The sequence below is a fragment of the Streptomyces mayteni genome (genome assembly GCF_054783955.1).
In genome coordinates, this window is record NZ_BAAGPR010000074.1 from 1 (window position 1) to 16,542 (window position 16,542).

Sequence of the window (16,542 nt, forward strand, 5' to 3'; positions counted from 1 at the left end):
TGAAGCCCCGGAGTCGCGCATCGTCTACGTCGACAACGACCCGCTGGTACTGGCGTACGCCCAGGCCCTGCTCACCAGTTCGCCGGAGGGCGCCACCCGGTACATCGACGCCGACCTGCGCCATCCGGAAGGGATCGTGGCTGCTGCCCGGAGCACCCTGGACTTCACCCGGCCCATCGCCTTGGTCCTGTCGGACGTCATGGGGCACGTGGTCGACGACGAGGAGGCCCAGTCGATCGTTCGTCGGCTGGTCGCCGAGCTGGCTCCGGGGAGTTACCTCGTGCTCAGCCATGGCGTCGCCCTCGACCCGGTCCTCATCGCGGCCCAGCAGGAGTACAACGACTCCGGCGCCGTGCCCTACGTGTTGCGTACCCCAGAACGCATCGAGCGGTTCTTCGAGGGCATGGAGTTCGTGCCTCCCGGGGTGGTGTCCATGCCCCGATGGCGTGCCGATGTGCCCGCACTCGTGGAGGAGCCCCACGGTGTCGGGATGGGAGGTGTCGCACGCGTTCCGTGACCGCGTCCCCATGGCCCTGGCTGTCAGGTTGCGCGATGGTCGCCTTGATACCGCGTCTGCGCGGGTGAGCGCGGTTATCGCGGCTGGAGTACGCCTTGTCACCACGTCCACGGTCCGGTTGGCTCTGCGGTCGGCCAAGACCGCGCCGCCGGATACGTAAACCCTCCAGCAGCGGGACGAACGTCGGGTGTCGCCGTGCTGGCCGGGCGAGGTTTGTCAGGTCAGCGGGCGCGCCCGGTCATCGGACAGGAGATGGACTTCACTGGTCAGCTCACGTAGCCGCTCTTGGTCGTGCTCGGCGAGCCCGCCGGTGCTGCGCTCGACGCCGGCGGCATCGGTCCACGATTGCAGCGGGATCGCCCGCAGCAGGGTGGTGGGCCGTCTGCCTGCCGCGTTCGGCGGCGACGAGTTCGTCGGGGAAGTCGATGGGTGGTCTTGTGGGGATCTAGTGAGGGTGTCAAGATCCTTCCTCGTCGATCCCGAGCACCCGTGGCGAGTGCGGGAAACCGGCGTCCTCCAAATGCCGCCGGAGCGCGTGAACGGCCGGCGTCCAAGGATGTGTGGGCCGCCGGACGGCGTCGCCAACCCGCACCACCCTACGGTGGCGATGGTCCTGTAACACGTCGTCATCCGCCATACGTGGAGAGCATTCCCTTGCTGAGCACCGTGGCGTTCTCGTCAGGGCCGGTCGGGACGATCTCGTCGACCTCCCAGCCACAGGCTTGGTAGAAGGCGATGGCATCTCCTCCTGTGGCCACGTAGATCCGGGCCATGCCGAGTTTCACGACGTGACGCTCCAGATGACTGAGCAGAAGAGCGCCGACGCCGGCGCGGCGGAGGGCTGGGGCGACAACAGTGCCCACGATCCAGGGGCCGCGATCGCGGCGTTGCGCGAGATCGTGGTCAGCGAGCCCGACGCCCCCGAGCACGCCCTGATCTCCTGACGCGACAAAGGTGACAGGCAGGCGGTGCCGACCGGCCTCTCGGGCCGTGACTGTGACGTAGTCCGACAGCCGTTCACGGCCTGGCTCGGGCCCCCACTCCTGGAACCGGAGGGCCGCCAGCGGCTCCACGAACTCCGGATGATCCGAGAGCAGCCCAACACGCACACCGACATCAGCCACAGGCTCGATCAGGGCCAACCGATCCCTCGGCCGGCCACCAGTTTTCGTGGCCACCCCACGGCGCGCGACCCCAGGCGTAATAGCCGTTGTCATGTGCGAAAAGGAAACCCGTGGCCTGGGATTTGTCTTCCACCGCGTTGACCACGTGATCGTCTCGGCGATGGCGAGGGCTGTGACCGTGATGCCGCCGGCGGACGCGGAGGGTTCGTTGGGCCGGTTGTGGTGGCACTCTCGGCGCTCCACATCCACGCGAGCACGCCGAGCGCCCGGCCCGCGCCGCCAGGGGCGGGGGCGATATCGATCTTCGGGCCCTCCAACAGCATCTGATCCAGGGCCTGTTGCGCGAGTTCGGCGGGAGAGGGCGCGTCCTGGGGCGGTTCCTCGCGCTCGCCCACGAGGACGGGCCGCTCGGTGACCTCGCGTCGCGAACGGGGTTACTCGCGATCTGCCCCGCGGTCGTCCGCAGGTCTTCGCGCCCCTCACCCCTTGTCCCGTCCTCCGGAAGGGGAGCGCCCCGTGCCGGGCGCGTTCGCGTCATGCTCGGCCGTGCGGTCCACGGCGTAGTGGGCGGCGAGGCCGGTGGTCCCGGGCGCGACGCCGGGGAGCAGGACCAGGTCGTCGTCGTAGTCCCCGCCCCTCTCGTGCCGGAAGGGGAGAGGCGGGTCCGACTCCAGACCGCGCATCCGCGCGCGGAGCTCGTCGGCGCAGGTCGCGAAGTCGGTCTCGGTGAACCGGTCGGCTCCGTACACGACGAACGGTGGCAGGGCGTCCATTCCGGTGTACCAGAACGTGCCGTGGTGCAGCGGGAAGAGGATGTCGTCCACGAAGCCGTGGATGCCGCGTGGACCGAAGCTCGACCGGCGGGCGCCGACCGAGGTGACGACCACGGCGCGCTTCCCGACGAGTCCGCCGTCGCCGTAGCGCCGGGTCCTGCCGCGCTCGTCCCTGACTCCGAACGCGAAGCCCTGGACGAGCACCCTGTCGAGCCAGCCCTTCAGGATGGCGGGCGGGCCGAACCACCACAGCGGGAAGTGGAGGACCAGGGTGTCCGCCCAGGCGATCTTCTCGTGCTCGGCGCGGATGTCCGCACTCAGCCCACCCGTCCGATAGGCGCTCTCCTGGGCGTCCCCCACCGACAACCGTCCGTCCACCACGCCTGGGAAGTCCGCGCGGTCGACCGTCGCCTTCCACCCCATGGCGTGGAGATCGGACTCCACGACCTCGTGGCCGCGCTCCCGCAGCGCGCGGATCCCCGCCGCACGCAGCGAACTGTTCAACGACGTCTCTTCCGGGTGGGCGAATATCCAGAGCACCTTCATGGTTTCGATCCTGCGCAGCCGGCACACCGGAAACGAGTGGCGCGATCGCCACGATATGGAAGGATCTGGCCAATGAGCTCCCTCGCCCAACCGGCCGGTGCCACGGACCGCCACAAGGTCGCCGTACTCGTCCGCCCCGGCGTCATGCCCATGGAACTGGGACTGGTGCACCAGATCTTCGGCTACGCCCGGTCCGCCACGGGCGAGTCGCTGTACGAGCTGGCCACCTGCGCGCCGGCACCCGGCCCCGTCCGGACGGACGCCGACTTCTCGATCCACGTCCCGCACGGTCCGGAGGTGCTGGCGGAGGCGGACACCGTGCTCGTGCCGGCGACGCACGCGCCCGACGAGACGAGCGGGCGGTTGGCGGCCCCCGTCGCCGAGGCGCTGTCCCACATCCGCCCCGGCGCCCGCGTCGCGTCCGTCTGCACCGGCGCGTTCGTCCTGGCGGCCGCCGGCCTGCTGGACGGACGCGGGGCGACGACGCACTGGCGGTCCGTGCCCGAGTTCCGGGCCCACTTCCCGAACGTCGACCTGCGCCCCGACGTCCTCTACGTGGACGAGGGGGACGTGCTGACCTCGGCGGGGGAGGCCTCTGGCATCGACCTGTGCCTCCACATGGTCCGGCGCGACCACGGCACGGCCATCGCCAACGCGGTGGCCCGCACCACGGTCGTCCCCCCGCACCGGGACGGCGGACAGGCCCAGTTCATCCCACGGCCCATGCCGTCCCAGCTGCGTTCCTCCACGGCACGGGCCCGCGCCTGGGCCCTGCGGCACCTCGACCGTCCGCTCTCGCTGAGCGAACTCGCGGCCCGGGAGTCCATGAGCGTCCGGACATTCAGTCGACGCTTCCGCGAGGAGACCGGGCAAACCCCCGTCCAGTGGCTGACCCGACAGCGGATCGACCACGCGCGGCAGTTGTTGGAAGAGACGGACCACAGCGTCGACCGGATCGCGGCCGACACCGGCTTCGGCACGGCCGCCTCACTGCGGCAGCACATGCGCGCCCTCATCGGCGTCTCCCCGCGCGCCTACCGCCGCACGTTCCGAGGGTAGTCGGCTTCACCGTACGAGGGGTAGGCGGCGTCAATAGCCTGCGGGCATGAGTGAGCAGATGGGTATGCTGCTCCTGACAGATAGCGCCTGCCCGCTCCGAGTCACGGTGGCCCACGTCCGCCGTGGCGGCGAAGACAAGGTTCTCCGAATCGCGCCCAGCGCTTCCGTCAGGTCATCAGACATCCGTGCGGGGAACGTGGGCAGCCCTGCGAGGAGCACCCGATGACCCAGAACCGCCGTCAGAAGTCGTGGATTCGCGCTTTCCAGACCGCCACTGAAACGACGTACCCGAACGCTCGCCGCCGCCAGCTCAACTGGCCGACCCTGGCCGAAGTGATGGAGGAGCACAAGAGGCTCGGCAACTTCGGCATCGGCGTCTTCAACTCCCCTCGCCTGGCCGCCGAGCAGCGGCGCGCCGAACTCGCCGTCGAGCGCGAGCACCTGCGGCGCAATGAGGAGCTGGTCGCGAAGACGGCCCTGTGGCTGCGCGACAACATCACGCCGATGAAGACGCCCACCGCAGGCAGTTATGGTGTGAAGCACTTGATCGAGCAGGCAACTGGCGCCTACCTGCCCAACGGCGTGCTCATTGCCTCCGCGTTCATGGTCGGGTACCCTTTCAGGTACGGCCAGCCGAACGTGCGGTTCGGCATGAGCCAGCGGGACCTGAACAAACTGAGGTGAGCGCGGGCGCCGCCTTGCAGACCGGGCCTCGGGCGTGTGCCGGGGGCCCGGTCGCTCTCGGGTTGGCTTCTAGTGTGCGGGGGTCCCCGCAGTTCTCGCGGAAGAGACCACGCGGTCTCCTGGCCTGCGACGTTGAGCACCGATGGGCCGTTGACCTGTACATTCGCTATTTCACGTCTTTCTCGCGCTTGCTCTCTGATGCGGTCGAAAGTCCCAGAGAACTCCCACAGCCTGTCCGGCTCTTTGAGCCGTGATCGCTCCACCCAGCGTCGCAGGAGGTGGTGACTCCCCGTGTATCCCAGGCGTTGCTCCTCGCTCGGCTTGGGGGGATGCCGATCGTGGCCTCGACGGTAGCGTCGAAGCGCCGGTGTCTGCTGCACCGCAGTAGCCTCGATCACGAGCGCCGACAGCCCAGAAACACCCTCCCCACCGGGGAGTTGACGTCTTGCATGCGATGTCAACGATCCGGCCAGGCTTCGGCACCACCGAGTGTGTGGCTCTGTCCCGCATGCGGTGATGACGAAGGGGGACGGGTGCGGCGTGGGCTTCCAGAGCCGCCCAGGCGGCACTTCGGTCTGGGAGCAGCATGTCGTCCAGGTCCGCGATGACGAACCTGCTTGTCTGTACACGACCTCCCACTGCCGTCGCCCCATTACAGCCGACGCCTGCGGCCCGGTCCATGTTGTTGACCATGATCGCCGCGTTGTGCCCATCGAGGAGGGGTATGGCTCGATCTGCGCACGCAGCCGGGTCAAGAAAGGCTCTCCCGCCGGGCTCCGTCACGCTGTCAAGTCCACGTCATATTCGGCCCGTGTCGCCCGGATTGGTAAGAGCCCCGAATCAGGAGGCCGGCGACCAGTGTGCGGGCCCAGTCGGGGCCGGCGGGGCGGTCGATGACGACGGCGCGGGGGTAGAGCAGGCTGAGCAGCAGGTCGGCGGCGACCTCGATCTTCGGTTGGGGCGCCGCCGAGGCTCCGCTCGCGTTCGGGGATCGCGGTGAGTTGGGCGTGCCGGTCGGCCACGCACGCGTCGCATCCGAGGGGGCCGGTGCCGACTGCCGCGCGCATCAGCTTGAGCACGTCGGGGTCGGCCGGGTCGGTGGCGACCTGGCCGACCCACCGGTCCAGGTCGCCGCGGAGCGAGCCGGTGTCCGGCACCACGACGTCGCCGCTGAACCGGCTGGTGGCGATGTCGCTCAGCAGCTCGGGCACCGATCCCCAGCGCCGGTAGACGGTGGTGGCGTGCACGCCGGCCCGGGCCGCGATGACGGGGATGGTGAGCGACTCCGCCGCGCGGGTGGGCGGTTGAGGTGAAAGACGATGCGGTGGGCAAGGGGGCATGTGGGCGCCAGGCGGGTGAGGGTGAGGGTTGGTGGTCACAAGGTGGCGCATCAGGGCGTCGGGTACTGATGTCGGTGTCGTGATCTGTGGATCTGCGGGAAATACCGGTTTGGACCGGGTGGAGGGCATGGACGGGATCGGATCGATTGCCGCCGCCTTCGAGGAAGGTGAGCTGGAGAAGGCTGTCACCGCGAACCACGAAGTACTCGATGACGCTACAGACACCGCGGAAGTCCGTGGCGCGTCACGACTTCACTTCGAGCCTCGTGCGCCGTAATTTTGCATGCGCACGTGCAGAATGCCGTCTACCGCGCTGCGTCTCATCACTCTGCAGAGTGAACGTCTCCCTCGTTTTAGTCCCTATCTCCGGATTGCTCGGTCTCTCTTCTCGGCATCTCCAAAAGCTTGGCCGTTCCTAGCGGATGATAAGAAATGGTGCATCTGAATGCCCAATGCGGCCTAGGTGGCCCTCGTGCGACGGAAAATGATCAGATGTGATCGAAACGGCCGCGGGGGGTGTAGGCGATCCCCGTTCCGTCGGGAGTTGCGCTAGGGGGCGGTGTGGTTTGCATGAAATCTGGGAAGCGCGTGACGCTGTGTGGGTGACGGGGGTACGGTGACGCCGTGTGCATTCGGGCTGACCGTCTGGAGTGCCCGCGCATGCAAGGGCCCCGGGGGGTCTCCAAACCAAGCCCCGGGCCCGTCAATCAAACAAGCACTCGAAGGTGAGTGGACATGTTCGACTGACACATCCGAGGGGACGGCAAGCAGCGGTCCTCGGCGTGAAAATTCATTCTGCCAGGGTTTCTTCGCTCTCAAACGGGTTCGTTGTCGATCTGGGACATTCGGATCGGGCTGCCGCTCGTCGTGGTGGTGGTTGTCGTCGTGACGAGCCTCCCGGGGCTGCCGATTGGTGGCCTCCTTGCGGGAGTTCTGCTCACTTCGACCCGAAGGTCGACGGTGCGGTTCCTGCGGGTGCAGCGCGCTAAGACGTCATCTCATTTGGTGAGTCCGCGGTAGCAGATGAGGGTGCAGGCGATGCTGGTGAAGGCCAGGTGGTGTTCGGCTTTGCGCTCGTAGCGGCGGTGTAGTCGGCGGCATCCGGCGAGCCACGACATGGTGCGTTCTATGGTCCAGCGGTGGCGGCCCAGCCGGGTCGAGGACTCGATGCCCTTGCGGGCGATGCGATGCCGGATGCCGCGTCCACGTAACCATCGCCGCAGGTGGTCGTAGTCGTATCCCTTGTCTGCGTGGAGCTTTGCCGGTCTGTGCCGTCGGCGTCCGCGCCGGGAGCGGATCGGCGGTATCCCCTTCACCAGCGGTATCAGGGCCTGGCTGTCGTGCGGGTTCGCCCCGGAGATCCACGGACAGGGGCAGACCGGTCCGCTCGGTGATCAAGTGGATCTTCGAGCCGTACTTGCCCCGGTCGACAGGATTCGGGCCGGTCAGGTCCCCCTTTTCAGGGCCCGCATGTTCACCGAGTCGATCGCGCGGCGGGACCAGTCCAGTTCGCCGCGGGAGCCGAGTTCGTCGAGGACCAGGCGGTGGAGCTTGGCCCACACCTGGGCCTGCGTCCACTCGGTGAATCGTCGGTGAGCCGTCGCGCCCGATGGCCCGAACGAGGCGGACGGCAACTGCTGCCATGTGCAGCCCGAGGTCGCCACGAAGACGATCGCGGCCAGCACTTCGCGATCACCGTGCCGACGCCGGCCACCACCCTGAGGCCGCGACAGCGCCTCCGGCACCACCCGCTGGAACATCTCCCACAACTCGTCCGGCACCAGCCGCTCAACGACCCCCACCACGACCGGCAGCCTACCCAGCCAAATGAGATGACGTCTGAAGCTGGGTAACGATCCTCGCCCAGGTGCCATCACGCTGCCACCGCCGGAACAGGTCATAGACCCGGTCCCACGATCCGTACCTCTCGGGCACATCACGCCACGGAGCACCGGTCCGAGTCCGCCCGGTAGGCTGTCGATCAACCGCCGCCGCGTCCATACCGGCGGACGACCCGACTTGAGCCCCTTCGGCAGCAACGGCTCAAGCCGGGCCCACTGCCCGTTCGTCAGATCACCACGCCCCACAAGACGTGATCATCCACAAGTGAGATCAACTTTTACAACAGACCCGAGCCGTGATTGCCGGCCTCCTCGTTGCCAGCGCCCTCGCGTTGCTGGCCGTGGCCAAGCAGGCCCGTCTCGATGGGGTGCTGCTGGATCGCGGCGACCACAGCGCGGAGGAACACACGTTGCTGGCCGAGCACATCGTCGCGTACCGCACCGACGTCCGCTTGCGGCCAGGCTCGCGTCTGCACTTCGGCCGCGAACCGGGGTGTGGCTCAGACGGAAGTCGGGATGGGCCATCGGGTGAAGTGGCAGGGCAGAGCGAGCGCGTAGGGCCCGATGGTTGTCGCCAGGTGCTGAGTCAGCAGGCAGCGGAGGGCGGATCTTTCGACCGTGTCTAGGCCAGCTGTCGTCACGTCTAGGGGCTGCTGGATCCGGGCGAACATGTCCAGCAGCGCCCGGTCGCGGAGGCACACTTCGCGTAGCAGGGGAGGCCGTCGGCAGTCGATCGTACGGATGAAGCCGGAGCCCCGGCGCCAGTGGAACTGCGGCAGTGCCGCCCCAGGGGAGACGGAGGAGTTCCTCCCGGTGTGCGGTGCGGACAAATGGCGCCACTGCCACGCGTCGTGAGGCGTTTCGAAGACGCCTCGCCAGTCCACCTGCAGGCCACTGCTCGCAGCGTCTCGCAGAAATCGGATCACCTCGATCGCCAGTTCCGAGTCGGCCTCGCGGAGCATGAGGGGTGGTCCCGTCAGGATGACATTGCGGGAGCCCTGTCGGACCCAGACGTCCAACTCCGACTGCTGGGGTAGGCAACGTGGGTCGTCGAGGTGGCGGCCAAGGTGTGGGGTCGCGGTGAGGATCGTCTTCAACAGACGCCGCCTTTCGCCGACTCCAGCTTCGAAGTGCGCCGCTCGCGCATGAGGTGACTGAGGGCGAGGTCGGGGGCGCCCACGGCCAGGGCGACGTAGGTGTCGGCTTCCACGAAGACGAGTCCAGCGTCGAGCCAAGTTTCCAGGAGCCGGGTCAGCACCTCAGACGTCGGCCGCATGCTCCGGTCTTCCAGAGCGCGGCCTAGTGAGAGCCGGCTTCGGCCGGGAAGAAGCAGGAGATAGGCGGTCGTCTCCAGACCGGGATCCAAGTGATGCACGCAAGAGGAGCGTCCGGCACGAGTGTCCTCGATGCTCACCGCGTCGTGGCCCCGCTGTACGAGCATCAGGGAGCCGGTGCGGGCGTCCGTGTTCCACTGTTCAACGCCCTTTTCGAGCTGGTCTTTCATTTCTCCGTTGATGCCCGCCGGGTCGCTGTCGTGGAGATAGACCAAGTCTGCCACGACGTACTCGGGCAGGTCGTGCACTGCCCGGTAGTAGCGGGCGGGACCACGGGAGGGAAGGCCCAGGGAGGGATCGTCGAAGTACGGGCTGAATCTCTCCAGCTGGATCCGGAGTGCGGAGGTGGGCGGTTGGAGGTGCACCAGGGCAGGGAACTGGCCGAGGACGGCCGAGTAGTCCTCGTAGGTTTCGCCGGGGAAGCCGTAGAGATAGCTCCATCGGACGGTGATGCCGAGGGTCTCGCAGTCCCTTAGCAAGCGGACGTTCTGCGCACCGGTCACGCCCTTGCGCATCAGTTTCAGCACGCGGGAACTCAGGCTCTCGATGCCGGGCTGGACCTCTACGACATGTGCGTCAGCCAGGGTGGCGAGCTGCGCGAAGTCCAGATTCGACTTGATCTCGGAGAAGATCCGCAGATCGAGCTCGCTGTCGCGGACCAAGGGGAGGAACGTCTTGAGGTAGTTCATGTCGAGGATGTTGTCGGTGAGCTTTATGTCGAGCATCTTGAACTGCGCACTGTGCTGGGAGATTTCGGACCACAGCCGGTGGGCGGGCTTGCTGCGGTAGGGCATCGTGGTGCCGTTGAGGCCGCAGAAGGTGCAGTGGTGCTTGGCTCCCCACCAGCAGCCGCGGGAGCCCTCTAGCCAGATCCTTGGGGAGATCAATGGCCGGACATGTGAGTCCGCGAGCTGATCGAAGTACGCCTTAAAGGACGGTGTGGGCACCTCGTTCATGGGCAACGGCGGGCCGCACTGCGGGTTGGGGCGCGATTCACCGGTAGGCGTGCGCCAGCACAGTCCTGGAAGGCCACCGTATGCGGCCTGGGCGGCGTCGCTGTCGGGCCGGCCAAGCAGGTCGAGAAGCTGAGAGAAGACACGCTCTCCCTCACCGCGCACCACGTAGTCGATGAAGGGGAATGCCCTGTGCAGGGCCTGGCCCTGCCGGCCGTCGCAATTGGCCCCACCGAAGACCGTGACAGCCTCGGGGAGCAGCTGCTTCACTGCCCGGGCCAGCGCGAGCGAGGGCACGTTCTGCTGGAAGGTGCTGGTGAACCCGATGACATCGGGCTGCTGTGCTGCGATGCGGTGGGCGAGATCCTCGATGAAGGGCGAGGCCTGTTGGTAGAGGGGGAGAGTGGCGGAGAGGTCCGCTCCATCCTCGGTAGCGATGACATGGAAGCGGGTGCTCCTTGGATCTGTCTCGCCGTACAGTGCGCCGGAGAAAATCCACTCGCCGGTCGCCATGAAATAGTCGTCCGCGACGTCCTCGTAGTCCCTCGGTCTGAATTTCCCGCCGGTTGCTTGGTGGATGTGATCCGCCCAGAGCAGATTTCCATAGAGGACCTGCGTGGAGTCGACTCGAGGAGACCGTCGCGCGATTTCAACCAGTGTGCTTGCGGACAGGGATGGTGCGTGAATTGTCGCCCATGGCATGGTGACCAGCAGAACGTGCATGGTCTTCCTCCACCGAATGTCAATCGCGGGGTGTGGCCTTGACGCAGGTGCTGCGGTGAGCGGAGGACTGAGACCCGACGCGGCCGGCGGAATCCACCATGGAGGAATCCACTGCATGTTAAGAGACAAGTGTGGCTGCCGACAAGGGGGAGGGGGTGCGTGAGATCGCTATTGATCGATCTGTGAGATGGGGGGCGCCATCTTTGATCGACAGCTCCACATAGGTTAGTCATTCTATTCGCTCGATAGGGTTAATGTGTGGTCATCCCTCTTGTCGGGTGTTGACTCGCGGGCATGCAATGGGAGTCGGTCGACTGAGACCCGGCCTGGCAGAAAACAGTGTTGAGGCGCGGACCCTAGGGAAGGAGAGATCACTATGTCGATTGTCGAGACGATCGATGGGCAGGGCAAGGAAGACAGTTTCGACCTGGACATTCGGGAGATCGAGGACGCGGATGCCGCGGAGGGCTTTCTCCTCACCACCACGATTACCACGGTGACCATTAAGCAGAAGCGCTCGTCCTGAGGACGATCTTCAGGGGGCGCGGGGGCCTTCCCTACGGAGGGCCCCCGCTCTCGTGAGGCCAACGGCGGCGCGGCAGAGAAACGGCGTTCACACCCGGACACCGACGGTGAGGGGAGCGAGTGGTATGGGGGAAGACGTCCCGAAGGCAACGGGCCCACAGTTCTCCTGCGCTGGACCAGCCCTGCTCCGCGTGCCGGTCCACCCGGCTCGGCGCGGTTTGGAGACCAGGGGTGACATCCCCGAAGGAGTTGACGACGAGGCCGCGTTGCTGGCCGCGCGCCTGCGGGCGCTGGCCGACGAGGGACTGGTTCGCGAGGCGGTCGCTCTCTCCAGCCCGTCTCTGGCCCGCGGCCTCGACCTGCTAGGCAATTCTCAATCGGGTGGCGGCGGTGTTCAGAAGCTTACGGACCTACGCCAAGCGGTGCGGGCGCTGAGCCGGTATCGGCTGCGGATGGCCGGGCGGCCCACGCCGTTCGGCCTTCTGGCGGGGGTGGCGGCGGCCGAGTTCACCGATGCGCGGGCATGGGCCGGGATCCGCTTCGGGTCTGCCCATCGACGAGTGCCCCGCGTGGACTGCCGATGGTTGTTGGGCCTGCTCGCCGCCTGGGAGTTGCGCCCGGAGGTACTACGCCAACTCCGCCTGACGGCCAACAACCTCTGCCACCTCCGTGGCAAGCGGCTGGTACTTACCTACCAGCCCGACCACGCGGTGACTTCCCGGGCGGGTGGCACGGCGCGGACGGTCAGCATCCGGTTCAGCGGCGCGGTGAGGGCCGCGCTCGACCACGCCCGCGTGCCGGTGGACGGTGCGACGCTGGAGCGCCGTCTGCGCTCCGCCTTCCCCACGGCCGACGAGAACGTCGTGCGCGATCTGGTCATGCGGTTGGTCGAAAAGGGCTTCCTGCTCACCGAGTTGCAACCTCCGTCATCGGCCGTCGATCCGCTCGAACATGTCCTCGAGGTGCTTGCCCGGCTGCCCAACCCCACGGAGTTGCCAGAGCTGCCGGAGCTGAGAGCGATCCAGCAGGACCTAGCCAACTACGCGGCGAAGCCGCTGGGTGAGGGCAGTGCGGCGCTGGCGGCCGTATCCGGCCGGATGCGGCGCCTTCGGCAGGCGGAGGCAGTAGTACATGTCGACCTCGCCATGGATATCGACGTCCGGCTGCCACAGGCCGTAGCCAGGGAGGCGGAAGACGCCGCACGAACACTGTGGCGGCTGTCACCACGACCGCCCGGCTCCAAGCATCTGCGTCAGTACCACCTCGATTTCCTGGAACGGTATGGCGTGGAACGACCCGTGGGACTGCGGGAGCTGCTCGACCCGAGTACGGGGCTGGGTCCACCCGCCGGATATCGCCGACCGCAGAGCAATCGCGCCCTGCGCGTCGAGCCAGATGATCACCCTGAACGCGACCGTCTGCTGCTCTCACTCGCCCAACAGGCGACGGTCACCGGCGCTCCGGAAGTGGTACTGACCGAAGGCCCGGGCAGCCTCATCGCCCAACTGGCGTGTGACGACGGAGTTCCGCCCGACTCGCTCGACGTGCACCTGCAAGTGCTGGCCTCGTCGCCCGGAGCCCTGTGGGACGGAGACTTCCGGCTCGTCGTCCTGGGCGGCGCGATCCCCGCCGGGGCAATGTCAGGTCGGTTCGCACATCTGCTGCCCGACGACTTCCGCGCCGTGGCATGCCGCTCGTCCGACGAACACAGCAACAACGACGCGGGGGAACCAGGCTTCTGGGACCGACGCGCACTGCCTGCTCAGGTCGTCTGCCAGCCAGCCACACCCCGCGCCGCCAACGTGGTTCGCGTCCCGCGCGTACACCCGAACTGGCTTCCGGTGGGCGTCTTCGCCGACCGGAAGCAGGATCAGACCCTCGATCTCGAGCGACTCGCAGTGGCCGCCGACACCACCCGCCTCTTCTTCATCGACACGCGCGACGGCTGTGAAGTGGCGCCCGCTGGCCTCCACATGCTGGACATGGTCCACCACGCCCCCAACATGGCCCGCTTCCTCCATGAACTGCCCTACAGCGGCGTGAGGCTGTGGGAGCCATGGGACTGGGGAGCCGCCGCAGGGTTGCCCTTCCTCCCCCGCGTGCGGTACCGCCGGACCGTGCTTACTCCGGCCCGCTGGCGCCTGCCCGATACGATGCACGACCAAACGGTTCCGCTCGCCGCCTGGTCCACGGAACTGGTCGGCTGGCGAGAGTGCTGGCACGTACCCCGGCAGGTACGCGTCAGCCACTTCGACCAGCGACTGGATCTCGACCTCACCGATCCGCACCATCTTCGCCTGCTACGCCACGAGATGAGGCGCTGCCCGGACCTCGAGGTGTTCGAGGCACTGGACGACGCACAGACTGAAAGCTGGCTGGCCGGTCCGGACGGCCACCACACCAACGAGTTGGTGCTCCCCCTGGTGACTCGCAAGTCCGAACGCCGGATAGGTCGAACGGCCAGCCGCCCGATGGCACCACTGCGCGACGTCCGTCATGAGCAACTGCCAGGCGGTGAATGGCTGTACGCGTCCCTGTACTGCGCCACCGACCAGGAGAACGAACTGCTCATCGACCACTTGCCGCAACTGCTGGCCATGCTCCCTTATGGCCCGGACGGCATCGACCGGTGGTTCTTCATCCGCTACGGCGGTGCCGACGACCGACACCTACGTCTTCGGTTCCATGCCAAGCCCGAGGTCATCGTTGCGGACGGGCTAAGGCGCCTGCATGAATGGGCCGCCCGACTTCTCCATCAGCGAGTGATCCGGCGCTTGACACTGGACACGTACGACCCGGAGCTGGAGCGCTATGGCGGCCCGGACGCCATGGAAGCGGCCGAGCGGGTATTCCATGCCGATAGCCGTTCCGTGCTCGCGCAGCTCCGGCGCCTGGAGACGAGCAGGACAGCTGTGGCGCCGATGGTCGCCGCCGCGGCCAACTACATCAACATTGCTGCTGCGTTCTGGCCGACGACCGATCACGGCCAGGAGCCAGCGTGGACCCGCTGGTTCCTGTCCGCCTTCCCCAGAGAAAGCAGGCGCCCAGAGGCGCTGCGCGAGTACCGGGGGGCACTGAGCCTGATCGACCCCTCCGACGACTGGGCGGCGCTGCGTGCACTTCCCAACGGCGCCGCGCTGGTGGGTGCTTGGTCCGAGCGTGCCGAGGCGCTCGCCACATACGGGCAGTTGCTGCACCGCCAGGGGAAGTCGGCCCCGTCCACGGCGTCCGATGTCCTTCTGTCCCTCCTCCACATGCACCACAATCGCCTGGTGGGAGGTAATCAGAAAGCGGAGGAGACGTCGTATGCGCTCGCGAGCGCTGCGGTGCAGGCCCTGGTCAATCGCCGTCGTCACCTTGCCCGTGTCGCCGGGGTGCGGGCGGAAACCTGAGTACCAGACCTACTCGGTGAATTCGATGGCGCCGGTCGGACAGAGAATCGCGGATTCGCGAACGTTGGCGTGGTATTCCGCAGGCGGTGTCGCATCCACCAGTGCGACGATACCGTCCTCCGCCCGTTGCTCAAAGACATCGGGAGCAGTGAGCACGCACTGGCCGGAGCCACAGCACTTATCGGTGAAAACGGCGACACGCATGTCGTTTCTCCCTGCGTGGAGTTTTCCTCGGACGCTTACCATTCGACAGGTAGCTCGCTGATGCCGTAGGCCGTCACGTTGTAGTAGAACGGCACTTCATCGGCAGGTACAGCGAGCCGCAAGCCAGGCAGCCGGTGCAGTGCGGGAAGCAGCGCCTCCTGAAGCTGCACGCGAGCCAGGGTTGAACCCAGGCACCGGTGCATGCCCCAGCCGAAGGCGAGGTGTCGACGGGCGTCCCGGTGCGGATCGACGTCGTCAGGTTCGTGGAAGACCCGCCTGTCCCGGTTCGCCACCGCCAGGTTGACCACTACGCCCTGCCCGGCACGGATGACGTGTCCCCCCAGGTCCACGTCCACGTTGGCGACCCGGAAGACGCCGTTGTGCCCGACTGTCAGGTAGCGCAGCAACTCCTCAACCGTCGTTCCGAGCGCTTCGGGGCCGGCCGCATGGACAGCTGCCAGTTGCTCGGGCTCGCGGAGGAGCGTGAAGACGCTCATGGCGATCATGCTGGTCATCGACTCATGCCCGGCCAGCATGAGCAGGGCGCACATGTTGACCACGTCGTCCCGGGTGAGGTGGCCAGTAGACTCGAACTCGGCAATCAGTCGACTCATCGTGTCGTCGCCGGGATCACGACTCTTGACTGCCGCCAACTCTTCGAGATGCACGCGGAGCTCGCTGCCAGCGTTACGGATTTCGTCCGGTGAGGATCGTTGGCTAACGAACGTCGTACTGAGTGACACGAAGGAATCGCGGTCGACGGGCGGAACCCCGAGCAGCAGTGACAGGAAGAGCGCGGGAAGGGGCAGCGCATACTCGGCGACGAAGTCAACAGGTCTCTCTGTCCGCGCCATCAGACGTTCAAAGTGGCCCGCCACCAGCTCCCGGATCGCCCCGCGCACTTCCTCGCTGCGGCGAACCATGAAGTCTCGGGTGAGCATGCGCCTGAAGTGCGCGTGCTCGGGATCGTCCATGAGGATAAAAGCAGTCCGCATAGGTCCGTCGTCATATTTCACCTCCTCCGGCACATGGGACCTGTCCGGACTGAATCGCGGATCAGTCAGCACGGCACACGCATCCTCGTGCCGCGTCACCAGCAGATAGTCGGAGCCATTCACCAACGTCACACGCTTGAAACGCTCGGTCTCGCGCCAAAGTCCGTACTGCTGCGGCGGGGAGAGCGGGCAACTATTACGGGATAGTGGGTAAGCCGGAAGCCGCGCCTGCTGGTTCACGCCGTCACCTCTTCGGATGATGCCGAATCCTGCCATTCGATCATAGGAGCAGAGGATCGCGGTCGGAAAGTAGGCAATCATCCTTCGAATTAATGTCCAGGCGGCGATGTGTTGCTCGACAAGCGATCTACGTGGGCATGGGGCCCACCCGCGCGCCCTCGTCCGCCTCGAATGCGGATGGATCAAGGACGCCCGAAGAGCGGTAGTTGGTGGGGGTGGTGAGGTGGCGGGGAGGAGGAGAGGGGCCCTGGGATGGTGAACGGAGGGCCTTCAAGAGTCGATTTGGAGCGCG

The 16,542-nt window shown here is 66.8% G+C and carries 14 protein-coding genes and 1 pseudogene; 5 read left to right on the top strand and 10 right to left on the bottom strand.

Annotated elements, in window-relative coordinates:
• Positions 1-517, top strand: a 517-nt coding sequence (locus ACYVPE_RS27035) for an SAM-dependent methyltransferase (RefSeq protein ID WP_461036332.1), incomplete at its 5' end; no start/stop codon positions are given.
• A 626-nt stretch (positions 518-1,143) separates the two neighbouring features.
• On the opposite strand, the gene ACYVPE_RS27040 is transcribed toward ACYVPE_RS27035, so the two are convergent.
• Both ACYVPE_RS27040 and ACYVPE_RS27045 read right to left on the bottom strand, forming a co-directional pair.
• On the bottom strand, positions 1,144-1,734 hold the full coding sequence (locus ACYVPE_RS27040) for a GNAT family N-acetyltransferase (protein ID WP_461036362.1): 591 nt from the start codon (positions 1,732-1,734) through the stop codon (positions 1,144-1,146).
• 386 nt (positions 1,735-2,120) lie between these two features.
• Positions 2,121-2,960 carry an NAD(P)H-dependent oxidoreductase gene (locus ACYVPE_RS27045; protein ID WP_461036333.1) on the bottom strand — a complete coding sequence of 280 codons (840 nt, stop codon included), beginning with the start codon at positions 2,958-2,960 and terminating at the stop codon, positions 2,121-2,123.
• A gap of 72 nt (positions 2,961-3,032) precedes the next feature.
• Between ACYVPE_RS27045 and ACYVPE_RS27050 the strand changes: the two genes are divergently transcribed.
• Together ACYVPE_RS27050 and ACYVPE_RS27055 are read left to right on the top strand one after the other, a co-directional pair.
• Positions 3,033-4,019: a GlxA family transcriptional regulator gene (locus ACYVPE_RS27050; RefSeq protein WP_461036334.1), complete on the top strand. Its 987-nt coding sequence runs from the start codon at positions 3,033-3,035 to the stop codon at positions 4,017-4,019.
• A 222-nt stretch (positions 4,020-4,241) separates the two neighbouring features.
• Entirely contained in the window at positions 4,242-4,703 is a 462-nt protein-coding gene (locus tag ACYVPE_RS27055; protein ID WP_461036335.1) for a hypothetical protein, read from the top strand.
• A gap of 779 nt (positions 4,704-5,482) precedes the next feature.
• Here ACYVPE_RS27055 and ACYVPE_RS27060 read toward each other — a convergent pair.
• From ACYVPE_RS27060 to ACYVPE_RS27085, 6 genes and pseudogenes are all read right to left on the bottom strand, one after another.
• Positions 5,483-6,043, bottom strand: coding sequence for a hypothetical protein (locus ACYVPE_RS27060; RefSeq protein ID WP_461036336.1), 561 nt, complete (start codon positions 6,041-6,043; stop codon positions 5,483-5,485).
• A 998-nt stretch (positions 6,044-7,041) separates the two neighbouring features.
• Positions 7,042-7,845: pseudogene (locus tag ACYVPE_RS27065) on the bottom strand (IS5 family transposase).
• 13 nt (positions 7,846-7,858) lie between these two features.
• Positions 7,859-8,044 carry a transposase gene (locus ACYVPE_RS27070; RefSeq protein WP_461036337.1) on the bottom strand — a complete coding sequence of 62 codons (186 nt, stop codon included), beginning with the start codon at positions 8,042-8,044 and terminating at the stop codon, positions 7,859-7,861.
• A gap of 118 nt (positions 8,045-8,162) precedes the next feature.
• Positions 8,163-8,360 carry a hypothetical protein gene (locus ACYVPE_RS27075; RefSeq protein WP_461036338.1) on the bottom strand — a complete coding sequence of 66 codons (198 nt, stop codon included), beginning with the start codon at positions 8,358-8,360 and terminating at the stop codon, positions 8,163-8,165.
• 24 nt (positions 8,361-8,384) lie between these two features.
• A complete protein-coding gene (locus ACYVPE_RS27080) occupies positions 8,385-8,981 on the bottom strand; it encodes a DUF5825 family protein (protein WP_461036339.1) in 597 nt (198 codons plus the stop codon).
• Positions 8,978-10,894 (bottom strand): RiPP maturation radical SAM C-methyltransferase, encoded by a 1,917-nt coding sequence (locus ACYVPE_RS27085; RefSeq protein ID WP_461036340.1) that lies wholly within the window; start codon positions 10,892-10,894, stop codon positions 8,978-8,980. The genes ACYVPE_RS27080 and ACYVPE_RS27085 overlap by 4 nt, the downstream gene beginning before the upstream one ends.
• Positions 10,895-11,270: 376 nt before the next feature.
• Here ACYVPE_RS27085 and ACYVPE_RS27090 point away from each other — a divergent pair, with 376 nt between their 5' ends.
• Together ACYVPE_RS27090 and ACYVPE_RS27095 are read left to right on the top strand one after the other, a co-directional pair.
• The gene (locus ACYVPE_RS27090; RefSeq protein ID WP_461036341.1) at positions 11,271-11,420 is read left to right on the top strand and encodes a hypothetical protein; all 150 of its coding nucleotides are present in this window, start codon (positions 11,271-11,273) and stop codon (positions 11,418-11,420) included.
• A 124-nt stretch (positions 11,421-11,544) separates the two neighbouring features.
• Complete coding sequence (locus ACYVPE_RS27095) at positions 11,545-14,811, top strand: lantibiotic dehydratase (protein WP_461036342.1); 3,267 nt, start codon at positions 11,545-11,547, stop codon at positions 14,809-14,811.
• A 9-nt stretch (positions 14,812-14,820) separates the two neighbouring features.
• Here the strand turns inward: ACYVPE_RS27095 and ACYVPE_RS27100 are convergent, their stop codons facing one another.
• Both ACYVPE_RS27100 and ACYVPE_RS27105 read right to left on the bottom strand, forming a co-directional pair.
• Positions 14,821-15,015: a ferredoxin gene (locus tag ACYVPE_RS27100; protein WP_461036343.1), complete on the bottom strand. Its 195-nt coding sequence runs from the start codon at positions 15,013-15,015 to the stop codon at positions 14,821-14,823.
• Between the two features lie 35 nt (positions 15,016-15,050).
• Positions 15,051-16,331, bottom strand: a complete 1,281-nt coding sequence (locus tag ACYVPE_RS27105; protein ID WP_461036344.1) for a cytochrome P450 — start codon at positions 16,329-16,331, stop codon at positions 15,051-15,053.
• Positions 16,332-16,542 lie beyond the last annotated feature (211 nt).

Coding starts and splice junctions, on each gene's coding strand:
- ACYVPE_RS27050 (WP_461036334.1), top strand. CDS start 3,033: ATGAGCTCCCTCGCCCAACCGGCCGGTGCCACGGACCGCCACAAGGTC.
- ACYVPE_RS27090 (WP_461036341.1), top strand. CDS start 11,271: ATGTCGATTGTCGAGACGATCGATGGGCAGGGCAAGGAAGACAGTTTC.
- ACYVPE_RS27055 (WP_461036335.1), top strand. CDS start 4,242: ATGACCCAGAACCGCCGTCAGAAGTCGTGGATTCGCGCTTTCCAGACC.
- ACYVPE_RS27100 (WP_461036343.1), bottom strand. CDS start 15,015: ATGCGTGTCGCCGTTTTCACCGATAAGTGCTGTGGCTCCGGCCAGTGC.
- ACYVPE_RS27040 (WP_461036362.1), bottom strand. CDS start 1,734: ATGACAACGGCTATTACGCCTGGGGTCGCGCGCCGTGGGGTGGCCACG.
- ACYVPE_RS27070 (WP_461036337.1), bottom strand. CDS start 8,044: ATGGACGCGGCGGCGGTTGATCGACAGCCTACCGGGCGGACTCGGACC.
- ACYVPE_RS27045 (WP_461036333.1), bottom strand. CDS start 2,960: ATGAAGGTGCTCTGGATATTCGCCCACCCGGAAGAGACGTCGTTGAAC.
- ACYVPE_RS27060 (WP_461036336.1), bottom strand. CDS start 6,043: ATGCCCCCTTGCCCACCGCATCGTCTTTCACCTCAACCGCCCACCCGC.
- ACYVPE_RS27085 (WP_461036340.1), bottom strand. CDS start 10,894: ATGCACGTTCTGCTGGTCACCATGCCATGGGCGACAATTCACGCACCA.
- ACYVPE_RS27105 (WP_461036344.1), bottom strand. CDS start 16,331: ATGATTGCCTACTTTCCGACCGCGATCCTCTGCTCCTATGATCGAATG.
- ACYVPE_RS27095 (WP_461036342.1), top strand. CDS start 11,545: ATGGGGGAAGACGTCCCGAAGGCAACGGGCCCACAGTTCTCCTGCGCT.